The sequence below is a fragment of the Arthrobacter sp. YN genome, from assembly GCF_002224285.1.
In the GTDB taxonomy this organism is placed as follows: domain Bacteria; phylum Actinomycetota; class Actinomycetes; order Actinomycetales; family Micrococcaceae; genus Arthrobacter.
Window position 1 is genome coordinate 1,576,223 of the sequence record NZ_CP022436.1, and the last position, 12,569, is coordinate 1,588,791.

A 12,569-nucleotide genomic window follows, 5' to 3' on the forward strand; every position below is an offset into this window, starting at 1 on the left:
TTCATCCGTTAGTGAGGCGTTTCGAGTGGTTAGGCGTGGGTTGGTTCTTCGACCAGGGCCGTGGCGATGCTGTCCGCATCATCCAGGGCGGCAAGGAACCGTTCGGCATCCAGCGCGGCCGCGCAACCGGTTCCGGCTGCGGTGATGGCTTGGCGGTAGCGGTGGTCCACGGCGTCCCCGCAGGCGAAAACGCCGGAGAGGTTGGTGACTGTGGTAGGTGAGTCGACCTTGATGTAGCCCTCATCGTCCAGATCGACCTGCCCTTGAACCAGCTCGGTGCGGGGCAGGTGGCCGATGGCCACGAAGATCCCGGTGGCGTCCTGTTCACGGGTTTCACCGGTGCGGGTGTCCGTGAGGGTCACGCCGGTGACTTTGCTGTCGCCGTGGATCGTGGTGATGGCCGAGTTCCAGGCGAAGTTGATCTTGGGGTTGTCCTTGGCGCGCTGGGCCATGATCCGGGAGGCGCGGAGTTGGTCCTTGCGTACCACGACGGTGACGGTCCTGGCGAAGCGGGTCAGGAAGGTCGCTTCCTCCATGGCGGAGTCTCCACCACCAACCACAATGATGTCCTGTTCACGGAAGAAGAAGCCGTCACAGGTGGCACACCAGGAGACGCCGTGCCCGCTGAGTTTCTTCTCTTCCGGAAGCCCGAGCTCCTTATAGGCGGAACCGGTAGCGAGGATGACGGCCGGGGCCTCGTGAGTCTCGCCGCCTCCAGTGACCACACGCTTGAGGTGACCCTTCAGATCAACTTCAGTGACGTCGTCGAACACTATCCGGGCGCCGAACTTTTCCGCCTGTTCCTGGAGCCCATCCATGAGTTCAGGACCTTGGATGCCGCCGGGGAAGCCGGGGAAGTTCTCGACTTCAGTGGTGTTCATCAGCGCGCCGCCGGCGGTGACCGACCCGGCCAGGACCAGCGGGTTCAGGCCTGCGCGGGCGGCGTAGATCGCCGCGGTGTAGCCGGCGGGGCCGGAGCCGATGATGATCAGTTGCTCGGTCTTGACGTCGGTGCTCACGTGAGACTCTCCTGGTGCTCGAAAATGTGGGTTACTTGGCGGCCGGGACGAGGGAGGCGATCAAGCCCTCGATGCGGGTCTTGATTTCATCGCGGATCGGGCGGACGGCGTCCACGCCTTGGCCGGCGGGGTCTTCCAGGACCCAGTCTTCGTAGCGCTTGCCGGGGAAGTATGGGCATTCGTCGCCGCATCCCATGGTGATGACAACGTCGGATTCCTTGACGGCCTCGGTGGTGAGGACCTTGGGGATTTCAGCGGACATGTCGATGCCCAGTTCGGCCATGGCTTCGACGGCGGCCGGGTTGACCTTGTCGGCGGGCTGGGAGCCGGCGGAGCGGACTTCGATCTCACCCTTGCCAAGGGTTGTCAGGAACGCTGCGGCCATTTGGGAACGTCCGGCGTTGTGGACGCAGACGAAGAGGACGGAGGGCTTCTTGATGGTTTCGTAGCTCACGGGTTTCTCTCCTGGAATGGTTGTTGAACGGGTGGCTGGGTTTGAAGCGGTGCGCCCGAGCGCGAAGCTCTTCGTAGCGAACATTGATGATGGTCGATATAGCGAGTATCGGACGATAGATTGATGAATGTCAATATTGCAATTGCTGCCAGATGGTCAGGCGGCGGTGATGCGTGGCGCGAGGTCGTTGATGCGGCGGGTGATGTCATCGAAGGCGTGGTCAAAGGCAGCCGCCGTGTCCAGGCGGAGGGGATCCGGCACGGACCAATGGATTCCGCCCAGCCCGGTCAGTTCTTCGTGGGCGTTGTCGCAGACGGTCACCACCAGGTCGGCCTCCTCCGCAACCTCTTCCAGGGTGCGCGGTGCGATGTCGGGCAGGTCCAGCCCATGACGTCGGGCGGTCTCGATGGCTCCGCGGGCGATGCGGTTTGCGGGGCGCGTTCCGGCCGAGGCTGAGGGGATGCCGCTGACCTGCCGCCAGAGGGCGGTGGCCAGCTGGGAGCGGGCACTGTTGCGCGTGCAGACGAACAGGACACGGCTTGCTGTATGTGCCGCCCCGGGTACGAGCCCACTGAGGGCGCCCGTGGCGAGGCGGAGGTAGCTGCGGCGCTTGTCGGCTTCGGAGCGGTGGCGGGTTGCCAGCCCGGCGTCCTCCAGCGTGCGGAGGTGGTGGGAGAGCAGGTTGGCGGGCATGCCCAGTTCGGCCTGCAGTTCCGATGGCGAGAAGTCGCCCAGGGTCAGCAGGTCCATGATGCGCAGGCGTGCCGGATCGGCAAGGGCTGCGTGCCTGGCTACCCGGGCCTGGAATGTGTCGACTGCTTCAATATTCATTGATTCAATTTTGACTGAGGTAATTCCATGCGTCAAGCTGTTGGCATGACTTCACTCCAGCCGCCCCTGTGGCGCCGTGCCATCGCTGAATTCCTCGGCGCCGGCCTGCTCGTTGCCATCGTCGTTGGTTCCGGAATCGCCGCAGCCCAGCTCTCACCCAATGACGTAGGCCTGCAGTTGCTGCAAAACAGCACGGCCACGGTGCTTGGCCTGACGGTGTTGATCCTGGTGTTCGGGCCGGTCAGTGGCGCCCACTTCAACCCGGTTGTCTCCATGGCCGACTGGTTCCTCGGACGGCGCGGCGGATCCGGCCTGTCCTTGCCGGACCTCGGCCTCTACGTCCTGGCCCAGATCGCCGGTGCCATCGGTGGCAGTGTCTTGGCGAACGCGATGTTTGAGGTGGGTACGTCCATCTCGACCAAAGAGCGGGCAACGGCGGGTCATCTGCTGGCCGAAGTGGTCGCGACCGCCGGTCTGGTCCTGCTGATCTTCTCCCTTGCAGCCACCAAACGCGGCGCTTTGGCCGCCCCGGCTGTAGGTGCCTACATCGGCGCTGCGTACTGGTTTACGTCCTCCACGTCGTTCGCGAACCCGGCCGTGACCATCGGCCGTATCTTCAGCGACACTTTCGCTGGCATTGCACCGGGTTCCGTCCCACCATTCCTCGCCGTCCAGGTCCTCGGTGCGGCTGTTGGCGTTGGAATCCTGCTCCTGCTCTTCCCGCATGCCGGCCGGGCCGCCGCCGACGTCGTCATCCCTCACTCCGTCGAAGCGGCCAAGCAGTAGTCCCGCCGGCCTAAACATTGATGAATGTCAATGTTGCGGCATAATAGGTAGATGACCTCGCTGCCCTTGCTCGAACCGGACACGCAGACCATCTGCTGCCCGCCAGCTACCCCTGCCCTTGGCGCTGAGGAGGCACAGCGCCGGGCCGTCGTGTTCAAAGCGCTGGCGGATCCCAACCGGCTGCGCCTGCTCTCCATCGTCAAGGCCGCCGACGGCGGTGAGTCCTGCGTCTGCGACCTCACCGAACCGCTGGATCTGGGCCAACCCACCGTCTCCCACCATTTGAAGATCCTGGTCGAGGCCGGTCTGTTGCATCGCGAAAAGCGCGGCACCTGGGCGTACTACTCGCTGGTCCCCGGAGCCCTGGATGACGTCGCCGGAGTCCTCACTGCCCTATGAGCCGTGATTTTGATGTCCGGCCCATGCAGGAAGGCGACTGGCCCGCTGTGCGGCGCATCTTCCAGCAAGGTATCGAGACGGGGCACGCCACCTTTGAGGAAAACGCTCCTGATTGGGAATCCTTCAACACCTCCAGGTTGAAAGCGCACCGGATCGTCGCCGAAGCGCCCGGACGGGGCGTTCTGGGATGGGCTGCCGTCTCCGCCGTCTCGTCCCGGCCTGCCTACGTGGGCGTGGTCGAACACTCCATTTATGTGGCGGCCGAAGCCCGCGGCCTCGGTCTGGGCAAAGCCATTTTGCAGGCACTCATCGACTCCACCGAGCGCGACGGGGTGTGGACTATCCAATCCAGCGTCTTCCCGGAAAACCAGTCCAGCCTCCGGATCCACGAATCCGCCGGTTTCCGGGTCATCGGACATAGGAGCCGCATCGCCCGTATGACCTACGGTCCCGCCGCCGGCCAGTGGCGCGACACACTCCTGCTCGAACGCCGCTCGCCCGCAGTGTAGCTATGTGATTGATGCCGCTCTCCGGCCGAATATTGGTAACGTGCGCAATCAAACCTGAACGAATAGCCCCGGTCCCGCATCTAGCCGCCAGAGACGTCCGCTATATGGAAGTGCCTCAAATTGTTGGGCCCTCCTACGAGGAACATCAGCTGTCCCGTGATATTCACACTGTTAGGCTCTGGAACAAAATGGGCCCTTTCAAGGGCAGGAATTAGGGGGATCATGGGCAATTTTCGTGGGTTTGCAATGAAATTGGCGGCTCTTGCCGCGTTGCTGGTGGCCTCGTCAATAACCTGGGTGGCTCCGGCCACTGCAGCGGTCCCGCAGGTCGCTTCCGATGAGTGGGCGCCGCGCATGAATGGGACGGCTTATGTGGGCTCTGAATTGGCCATATCGCAGGTTCAGCACTTCAACCCGTGCCCGACCGAGGAGGCCCCCAACGGGTTCGTCTTGGAATGGCTCAGCAATGGGGTTCCCCTCCCTGCCGAACGGCAGCAGGGGCATAGTCTGAAACTCATCCCTGAGGACCGAGGGAACCGCATATCGTTCAACGCCCGGGGCACGTGCCCCGAAGCAAAGGCCTATCGCAGCGCCGAGACACCTCCTGTTGCTGCTTCCAACAGGGCCACGGGCTGGACTGGCCGCGGAAATTTCGAGCTTCTGGGCCGCACTCACAACGGTGACCTCGTTCTCTACCCGCGAACCTACGAGCCCGTGTGGAGCGTCTTTTGTGGACAGGGCATTCAATGCATGTCCTACAAGGGGTCCTGGGACGAACCCAGGCTGGTCGGGTCGGGCTGGAACATCTTCGACATCGTTTTCTCCCCGGGTGACTTCGACGGCGATGGGTTCAACGACGTCCTGGGAAGAGACGGTGCGGGGAACCTGCGCCACTACCCCGGTGACGGCGAAGGAGGCTGGCTGGCACCCCGTCCGGTCGGCTCCGGCTGGCAGATCTTCGATTCCATCGTCGGAGCCGGCGACTTCAGTGGTGACGGCAATAACGACGTTCTGGCCCGCGACCGTGCAGGCAAGCTGTTCCTCTACCCTGGTGACGGCCACGGTGGCTGGCTCCCACCATCCCAGGTCGGCTCGGGGTGGCAGATCTTCAACAAAATTGTCGCGCCCGGAAACACCAACGGCGACGGGGGCGTGGACATCTTCGCCCGCGATAACAGAGGTGTCCTTCACCAATACCCAACGGACGGCCACGGCGGCTGGAAAGCACCGACCGTGGTCGGCCCTGGCTGGGAGGGCATGACCGAAATCAACGGAGCCGGCAGATTTTCCAGGATCAATTCTCCTTCCCAAGAATCCAATGACGTCACCGCCGTTGACCAAGAAGGCAACCTCGTCCTCTACCCCGGTTGGGGGCAGAGCGGGCTCTACAACGCGGGCCAAATCGGTTCAGGCTGGAACACCTTCAAAAACCTCATCTGATCCTGAGACGCAAAATTAGATAGCGAACAATTCAGGGCTCTTCTGCACCAGCATTGCGGGCAAACATGGCCGCCTCTTGGGCCTCTCCGCCGCCAAACGTAAACATTGGGTGACAGTGACGCCTGCCCGACCCACTCAACAACCGGCGGACCCCCGGGTTCCTCCGTTGGATGCAATTGGTCAGAGAAGCCTTCTTGTCGGTGCGTGGCAGTACAGTAAAGGTATTCGAATATATGTTCGAATACACGGCGTGTCCTGCCAAGGAACATCGGCGCGCGTGCTACGGCCGAACGGAGGAGAGCGATGTCCAAGCCAGCACTCATGCATCAGATGCAGGAGATCGCCCACGTGGATATCAACTGCTTCTATGCGTCGGCGGAGCGTGCGTTCAACCCCTCACTGGAGGGCAAGCCGCTGATTGTGCTGTCCAACAACGACGGCTGCGCAGTGACCCGGTCTCCGGAAGCCAAGAAGCTGGGGATCGGGCTGGGGGAGCCATGGTTCAAACTTGCTCCGCGGGCCAAGGAATGGGGACTCATTGCCCTCTCCAGCAACTACGAACTCTATGGGGACATCAGTTCCCGTGTCATGGAACTCCTGGCCCGCTACTCGGCGTGGCAGGAGGTCTACTCCATTGATGAGGCGTTTCTCGGGGTGAAAGGCCAACCGGAAGACCTGCTGGAGCTGGGACGCACCATCAAAGCGGCATGCCAACGGCACGTGGGGGTTCCGGTCTGCGTGGGCATCGCCAGAACCAAGACCCTCGCCAAGCTGGCCAACAAATGGGCCAAACACAATCCGGGCTTCAACGGAGTGTGCCGCTGGGATTCGATCCCCGAAGCCCAACGCGAAGCCCTGATGGCACGGCTCTCCGTGATTGAGATCTGGGGTGTTGCCACCAGGCTGACCAAACGCCTGAATGCCATGGGGATCTTCTCCATCCTGGACCTGGTCCGGGCTGACCCCGTGGCTTTGCGGGACAAGTTCTCCATCGTCATGATGCGCACGGTGCTGGAACTGCAGGGCACCCCGTGCATCCCGATGGAGGAGGAAAGGATCGGGAGGGACCAGTTGATCTTCTCCCGCTCCTTTTCCACACCGATTACGACGGCGGCGCAGCTGCGGCAGGTGCTCAGCATCTACGGCCAGATGGCCAGTGCCAGGCTGGCCAAACACGACCTCCAAGCGAAGCTGTTGACGGCCTTTGCTGCCACATCTGTCTACAACCCCAACGACAAGTCGTTTCCCACCGTTAACGTCAAACTGCCCATGCCCACCTCGGATCCCGTCCTGCTGACCAAGGCAGCGCATGCGTTGGTTCCAAGGATCCAGGAAGGCGTGAGGTACGCCAAGGCCGGGATCATGGTCACTGACCTCCGCCCCAGCGGCAACCAGAAGCCTTTGGAGATCTTCGAGAACCGGCACGAAGAGCGTGGCATCGGACCCCTGCTGGAGCAAGTGAGCAAGCGGTACGGCCGCGGCTCCATCGGTTTGGGGCACGCTGGAATCAAGGGAGGACCGGACTGGTCCATGAAACGGGACATGCTCAGCCCCCGGTACACCACCAACTGGGATGAACTTCCCTTGGTGAAGGCGGCCTGACGTGGGAGGAAACCACCTCGTAGAGGCCGGGAGGCTACGCCCGCAGCCGGTAACCGCGCTTCACTACGGTCTCCACGAGTTTGCCATCCGGCAGGGAGGAACGCAGGCGGCTGACCGTCATGTCCAGGGCGTGCACAGAGCCCCGCAGGTCCAACAGGTCCGAGAGCGCTTCCCGGGACAGTACTGCTCCGCCCGCGCCGAGCAGCGCCCGCAGGAGCAGCAGGGGAGCCGGCGCCAGGTCCACCACCTCACCGTTGATCCGCAGGCAGCGCCCGCGCAGTTCGATCGTGGCGCTCTTGGTCTCCAACCGGCGTACATGGTTGAGGGACAAGTGTTCGGTCACCAACCGGATCAGTGCGCCCATGCGGTAACGGTCCGGGATCAGTGGCGTCAGCCCGGCGTCGACCAGTGGTTGTGCGGTGACCGGCCCAACAGCGGCAACTGTGACGGGCCCCTTAAGGGCTTCGATGAGCTGGCGGTAGAGGCCCATTTCGTGAGCTGTGCTCCACATGGCGTCCACGGCTGGAGCGCTGGTGAACGTCAGCACGTCCAGGTTGCCGCCCACCACCGCCTCGATCAGGCGCGGCAGCTTGTCTTCGCCGTCGGGCTTCACCCAGCGGTAAGGGGTCACCGTCAGGACTGTGGCGCCGGACATGCGGAGCCGTTCCAGCTGGCGGACATCGGTGTATCCATGCAGCTGCACGGCCACGGTTTTGCCGCGCACGCCCTCGGTCAGCAGCATATCCACCAGCGTGGCCGTGGTTTCGTCACTGCTGATTCCGACGTCGGCAAGACCGGCAGCGCGCACGGCACCGCGGGCCTTGGGGCCCCGGACGAACATGCGGCAGGCGGACAGAGATTCCAGGAGTTGCTCGCCGATGCCGAAGGAATCGGCGGCCTCGCACCAGCGGCGCATGCCATAGGCGGTGGTGGCGATGCAGATGTCCGGCTTGGCAGCAATGATGGTGCGGGTGTCCTCGACGAGGACCATGTCTTCCTGCACAGGGGCGATCTTCAGGGCAGGGGCGTGCAACACGCTCGCACCGCGGCGCTCCAGCGCCTCAATGAGGTCACGGGAGCGGCGGTGCGAGGTGACGCCGATTCGGAACCCGTCCAGCGGTGCATCGACGGCTTCGGAAACCTCCGGAGCGGCAGTAGCGTCGTGGACTTCGATGGCGCGTGCAACAGTCATGTGTTTTTACCTTCAGGCTTCAAGGAGCGAAGCCGCCAGGCGGCTCAGTTCAGCGGATGCTTCTGCATGATTGCGGTTGGCTTCAGCCACCCGGACCACCTCGCCGATGACCAGCACGGCCGGGTTGCTGCAGCCTGTGGCAGCCGTTTCGATCGTCCCCAGATCAGCGATGGTGGTGCGCTGCCCCGGGCGGTAGCCACGTTCCACCACAGCGATGGGCATGTCCGCGTCCATGCCTGCCCGGCGCAGCCCTGCTGCAAGCTGGGGAAGGGTACCAATGCCCATGAGGACCACAATCGTGCCGCCAAGGCCGGCCAGGTGGGTGTGTTCCTTCTCGGTCAAGGGGGCATGGCCGGACACCACGGTGAACATGTGGCTGACTTCGCGGTGCGTGACCGGGATCCCGGCTGCGGCAGGGACGGAGATGGCGCTGGTGACACCGGAAATCACCCGTACCGGAACGCCCGCCGCAACACAGGCGGCCACTTCCTCGCCGCCGCGGCCGAACACATATGGATCGCCGCCCTTGAGCCGAACCACATTCTTGCCCAGCTGCGCAGCTTCCACCATGAGCTTCTCGATGTCACGCTGCGTCACCTTGTGCAGGCCCGGCTGCTTGCCAACATCCACCAGTTCGGCCGAGGTCAGGTCGGCCAGCTCCTGGTACGGCGCCAGACGGTCGTAGAACACCACATCGGCATCGCGCAGGGCGTCCACGGCGCCAACCGTGAGCAGGTCCAAGGCTCCCGGGCCTCCGCCCACCAAGGTCACATGTCCGTCGGCGCCCGGCGCAGGCTCAAACGCGACAGGTATGCCGGCGTCGCGGCAGCGTTCCACCAGCGGCAGCCAACCTGCTTCGCCGTCGTCCACTACCGCCACCAGGAACGGGCGCTCCGGAAGTTGACCGTCGCCCGGTACACCTTCCGGCGTGCTCAGCCGGTACACGTTGGCACCGGCGGTCTGATAGCGGCGGACGGCCTGGCGGGCAGACTTTTCCGATCCCGTGACAAGGACATCACGGCCGGAGAGATCAATGGTGAGCTGCATGGTGAACCCCTAGTTTCCTGCGCCGACGGTTTCGCTGCGGACCGGGATGGTGGAAGCGATGAGCACGCCGCCCTTTTCCTCGTTGGTGGCCGGACGGATCTGGCCGCGCTCCGGGACGAAGGAGATGGACTCGTCCTTCTGGTCGGGGGCATTGACGAAGGAACGGAAACGGCGGAGGCGCTCCGGGTCCTTCAAGGTCTCGGCCCACTCGTCCTCGTAGGTGTCGATGTGCTTGGCCATGGCGGCTTCAAGCTCTTCGGCGATGCCCAGGGAGTCGTTGACCACTACTTCCTCGACGTGCTTGATGCCGCCGTCGAGCTCTTCCTGCCAGCGCGCGGTGCGCTGGAGACGGTCAGCGGTGCGGATGTAGTACATGAGGTAGCGGTCGATGTACTTGAGCAGGGTTTCGTCGTCCAGGTCCTTGGCCAGCAGCTGGGCATGGGCCGGAGTGGCACCACCGTTGCCACCGACATACAGGTTCCAGCCATCGGCCGTGGCGATGACGCCCACGTCCTTGCCACGGGCTTCGGCACACTCTCGGGCGCAACCGGAAACGCCCATCTTCAGCTTGTGCGGGCTGCGGAGGCCGCGGTAGCGAAGCTCCAAAGCGATGGCCATGGCCACCGAATCCTGGACACCGAAACGGCACCATGTGGATCCAACGCAGGACTTCACTGTGCGGAGGCTCTTGCCGTAGGCCTGGCCGGATTCGAAACCGGCGTCCACCAGTTCCTTCCAAATGTCCGGGAGCTGCTCCAGGCGGGCACCGAACATATCAATGCGCTGGCCGCCGGTGATCTTGGTGTAGAGGTTGTACTTCCCGGCAACTGCGGCGATGACGCCGAGGCCCTTGGGCGTGATCTCACCACCGGCGATACGGGGGACCACCGAATACGTGCCGTCCTTCTGCATGTTCGCCAAGGCGCGGTCGTTGGTGTCCTGAAGGGAGCCGCGGCCGTCGTCCAGGACGTAGGCCGAGTGCTGGCTGGCCAGGATGGAGGCGATGGTCGGCTTGCAGATGTCGCAGCCCGCACCGGTGCCGTACTTGGCCATGATCTCTTCGAAGGAGGACAGTTCCAGGACGCGGATTGCGTCGAACAGTTCCTGGCGGGAGAGACTGATGTGCTCGCACAGCGCCTTGGAGACCTCGATGCCGGACTTCGTCAGTTCGCCCTCGAGGAGCTTCTTCAGCATGGGGACACAAGAACCACACTGCGTGCCGGCTCGGGTGCAGCCCTTGAGCTCGCCGAGTTCCTGGACGGGAGTGCTGCCTTCGCAGGCTCCGCATCCGTTGATGGTGTCGCGGATGGTTCCGGCCGCAACGTTGTTGCAGGAGCACAGGATGGCGTCGTCCGGCAGTTCGGTCTCGGGAGCTTCGCCGCCACCGGCGGCGCTCAAGTACGCGCCGGGTTCTGCCGCGAGTTCGCGTCCCAGCAGTGGGCGGAGGCTCATGTAGGGGGAAGCGTCGCCCACAAAGATGCCGCCCAGGAGGGTCTTGGCATCGTCGGTGGTGACGATCTTCTGATAGACGCCGCGTGCGGGGTCGGCGTAGACGATTTCCAGGGAGTGTTCTGTCCGGGCAAAGGCGTCGCCGAAGCTGGCAACGTCCACGCCGGACAACTTGAGCTTGGTGGCAGTGTCGAAGCCCGGGAACGTCGCTTCGCCACCATGCAGGCGGTCCGCAACAATCTCGGCCATGGTGTTGGCCGGTGCTACCAAGCCAAGGCACATGCCTTCAAAGTTGGCCACTTCGCCGATGGCCCAGATGCCGTCCACTTCAGTGGCGCAGAAGTCGTTGATGACCACGCCGCCGCGCTGGCCCAGGCTGAAGAGCTGTTCCTCGCCTTCTGCGGCGCGGAAGAGATCATCACGGGGCTTGACGCCGATGGCTACAATCACGAGGTCGGCGTCAACAGTGCGGCCGTCAGCCATGAGGACACCGGTGACGTTGCCGTCGTCGTCCGTCACCACTTCCGACGGGAAGACGCCACCGTGGACTTCGAAGCCCTTTGCTTCGATCAGGCGGCCCAGCGACTGGCCGGCTCCCTCGTCCAACTGGGTGTTCATCAACCACGGCGCGCCATTGATGACGATCGGAGTGGCGCCCAGCTGCTCCGTACCGGCAGCGGACTCAAGTCCCAGCAGGCCACCACCAATGGTGACGGCGTTGACCTTGCGGCCCAGCTTTTCGCGCAGCCCGGCGATGGCCTTGTTAATCGCCCACACGTCGTCGAGCGTGCGGTAAACGTGGGTGTGTTCAGCACCGGGAATAGGGAGACGGGCAGCGTCCGAGCCCGAAGCCACCACCAGGTGGTCGTATTCGTACTTGTTTCCTGCGGCGGTGAGGACGCTCTTGGCCACCGGGTCGATCTTGACAGCGCGCTCGCCAGTCTTCAGGGTCAACGCCTCGTGGTCCCACATGGACGCTTCCCCAAGGTGAGGTCAACGTCGGTTTCCGTGAGGGCTTTGCTCAACGCTACGCGGTCGTAGGGGAGGTGCGCCTCTTCGGTCAGCACCGTAACCTGCCAACCTTCAAGACCGCGATTGACCATGGCATCAGCGAAACGGTGGGCAGCGGGACCGCCGCCGACGACGACGACGCGGCGCGGGTTCTCTGTACTTGAAGTGTGTCCGGTCACTGGTGGGCCTTTCGCAGATGTTGCAGACGGATCTGTCGCAACTTGTGCTTCCAGCCTAGGGACGGGCAGTTTCGCTTCAGTTTCCCTTTTGTTTCGTGATCTTAACTTCTGCATCACAAACGCATTTCGCGGGGTGTGAGGTCTCTTTTACGCGTTGGACACAAACCCGGACACCTGATGAAACACCCGGGTCCTAGCGTGGAAGAGTGGCCGCAAGCGTGGCCCGGTCCGGGGAGTGACGGTGAGAAAAGCCACCACCCGGACACAGTGAGAGGGGCTGAAATGACCGTAATTCTGGACCGTGCCGAGGACCTGACCACCACCGGCGAGTGGCACATCGTTTGCCCGGTGGATGAGCTCGAAGTGGCCTGGGGCGAAGCGGCACTGATCGCCGGCCGCCAGGTTGCCCTGTTCCGCACAACGCCCACCGACGTATTCGCTGTGGCACAGCAGGACCCGGCAACGCTGGCCAACGTCATGGCCCGCGGCATCATTGGATCCCGCGGAAGCCGGCCAACCATCGCATCGCCGCTGCACAAAGAGGTCTACGACCTCGAAACCGGGGAGTGCTTCACCAACCCCGAACTCAAGCTCGATGTGTTCGCCACCCGTTTGGTGGACGGCTACATCGAGGTTGAACTCTAAGCCGAG

At 63.5% G+C, this 12,569-nt stretch carries 11 protein-coding genes and 1 pseudogene; 6 read left to right on the forward strand and 6 right to left on the reverse strand.

The window, feature by feature from the left end; translation table 11 throughout:
* Positions 1-29: 29 nt before the first annotated feature.
* The 3 genes from trxB to CGK93_RS07220 form a co-directional block, all read right to left on the reverse strand.
* Complete coding sequence (gene trxB, locus CGK93_RS07210) at positions 30-1,019, reverse strand: thioredoxin-disulfide reductase (RefSeq protein WP_089594234.1); 990 nt, start codon at positions 1,017-1,019, stop codon at positions 30-32.
* Positions 1,020-1,050: 31 nt separating this feature from the next.
* Positions 1,051-1,473 (reverse strand): arsenate reductase ArsC, encoded by a 423-nt coding sequence (locus tag CGK93_RS07215; RefSeq protein ID WP_089594235.1) that lies wholly within the window; start codon positions 1,471-1,473, stop codon positions 1,051-1,053.
* Between the two features lie 156 nt (positions 1,474-1,629).
* Positions 1,630-2,304 (reverse strand): arsenate reductase/protein-tyrosine-phosphatase family protein, encoded by a 675-nt coding sequence (locus CGK93_RS07220; protein WP_089594236.1) that lies wholly within the window; start codon positions 2,302-2,304, stop codon positions 1,630-1,632.
* Positions 2,305-2,349: 45 nt separating this feature from the next.
* On the opposite strand from CGK93_RS07220, the gene CGK93_RS07225 reads away from it, so the two are divergent.
* From CGK93_RS07225 to CGK93_RS07245, 5 genes are all read left to right on the forward strand, one after another.
* Entirely contained in the window at positions 2,350-3,090 is a 741-nt protein-coding gene (locus tag CGK93_RS07225; protein ID WP_089597267.1) for an aquaporin, read from the forward strand.
* Positions 3,091-3,141: 51 nt separating this feature from the next.
* The gene (locus CGK93_RS07230) at positions 3,142-3,489 is read left to right on the forward strand and encodes an ArsR/SmtB family transcription factor (RefSeq protein ID WP_089594237.1); all 348 of its coding nucleotides are present in this window, start codon (positions 3,142-3,144) and stop codon (positions 3,487-3,489) included.
* Positions 3,486-3,998, forward strand: a complete 513-nt coding sequence (locus CGK93_RS07235) for a GNAT family N-acetyltransferase (protein WP_232481570.1) — start codon at positions 3,486-3,488, stop codon at positions 3,996-3,998. Before CGK93_RS07230 ends, CGK93_RS07235 begins: the two co-directional genes overlap by 4 nt.
* 222 nt (positions 3,999-4,220) lie before the next feature.
* Complete coding sequence (locus CGK93_RS07240; protein ID WP_089594238.1) at positions 4,221-5,438, forward strand: FG-GAP repeat domain-containing protein; 1,218 nt, start codon at positions 4,221-4,223, stop codon at positions 5,436-5,438.
* A gap of 303 nt (positions 5,439-5,741) precedes the next feature.
* Positions 5,742-7,040 (forward strand): Y-family DNA polymerase, encoded by a 1,299-nt coding sequence (locus CGK93_RS07245; RefSeq protein ID WP_089594239.1) that lies wholly within the window; start codon positions 5,742-5,744, stop codon positions 7,038-7,040.
* A gap of 34 nt (positions 7,041-7,074) precedes the next feature.
* Here CGK93_RS07245 and CGK93_RS07250 read toward each other — a convergent pair whose 3' ends face one another.
* The 3 genes and pseudogenes from CGK93_RS07250 to nirB form a co-directional block, all read right to left on the reverse strand.
* On the reverse strand, positions 7,075-8,232 hold the full coding sequence (locus tag CGK93_RS07250) for a uroporphyrinogen-III synthase (RefSeq protein ID WP_089594240.1): 1,158 nt from the start codon (positions 8,230-8,232) through the stop codon (positions 7,075-7,077).
* Positions 8,233-8,244: 12 nt separating this feature from the next.
* Entirely contained in the window at positions 8,245-9,279 is a 1,035-nt protein-coding gene (cobA, locus tag CGK93_RS07255; protein ID WP_089594241.1) for a uroporphyrinogen-III C-methyltransferase, read from the reverse strand.
* 9 nt (positions 9,280-9,288) lie between these two features.
* Positions 9,289-11,918: pseudogene (nirB, locus tag CGK93_RS07260) on the reverse strand (nitrite reductase large subunit NirB).
* A 282-nt stretch (positions 11,919-12,200) separates the two neighbouring features.
* On the opposite strand from nirB, the gene nirD reads away from it, so the two are divergent.
* Positions 12,201-12,563, forward strand: coding sequence for a nitrite reductase small subunit NirD (gene nirD, locus CGK93_RS07265; protein ID WP_089594242.1), 363 nt, complete (start codon positions 12,201-12,203; stop codon positions 12,561-12,563).
* The last annotated feature ends 6 nt before the right edge of the window (positions 12,564-12,569 follow it).

Excerpts from the sequence above, each read along its gene's own strand:
- CGK93_RS07220 (WP_089594236.1), bottom strand. The coding sequence starts at position 2,304 with ATGAATATTGAAGCAGTCGACACATTCCAGGCCCGGGTAGCCAGGCAC.
- CGK93_RS07225 (WP_089597267.1), top strand. The coding sequence starts at position 2,350 with ATGACTTCACTCCAGCCGCCCCTGTGGCGCCGTGCCATCGCTGAATTC.
- CGK93_RS07230 (WP_089594237.1), top strand. The coding sequence starts at position 3,142 with ATGACCTCGCTGCCCTTGCTCGAACCGGACACGCAGACCATCTGCTGC.
- CGK93_RS07235 (WP_232481570.1), top strand. The coding sequence starts at position 3,486 with ATGAGCCGTGATTTTGATGTCCGGCCCATGCAGGAAGGCGACTGGCCC.
- CGK93_RS07240 (WP_089594238.1), top strand. The coding sequence starts at position 4,221 with ATGGGCAATTTTCGTGGGTTTGCAATGAAATTGGCGGCTCTTGCCGCG.
- CGK93_RS07245 (WP_089594239.1), top strand. The coding sequence starts at position 5,742 with ATGTCCAAGCCAGCACTCATGCATCAGATGCAGGAGATCGCCCACGTG.
- CGK93_RS07250 (WP_089594240.1), bottom strand. The coding sequence starts at position 8,232 with ATGACTGTTGCACGCGCCATCGAAGTCCACGACGCTACTGCCGCTCCG.
- cobA (WP_089594241.1), bottom strand. The coding sequence starts at position 9,279 with ATGCAGCTCACCATTGATCTCTCCGGCCGTGATGTCCTTGTCACGGGA.
- nirD (WP_089594242.1), top strand. The coding sequence starts at position 12,201 with ATGACCGTAATTCTGGACCGTGCCGAGGACCTGACCACCACCGGCGAG.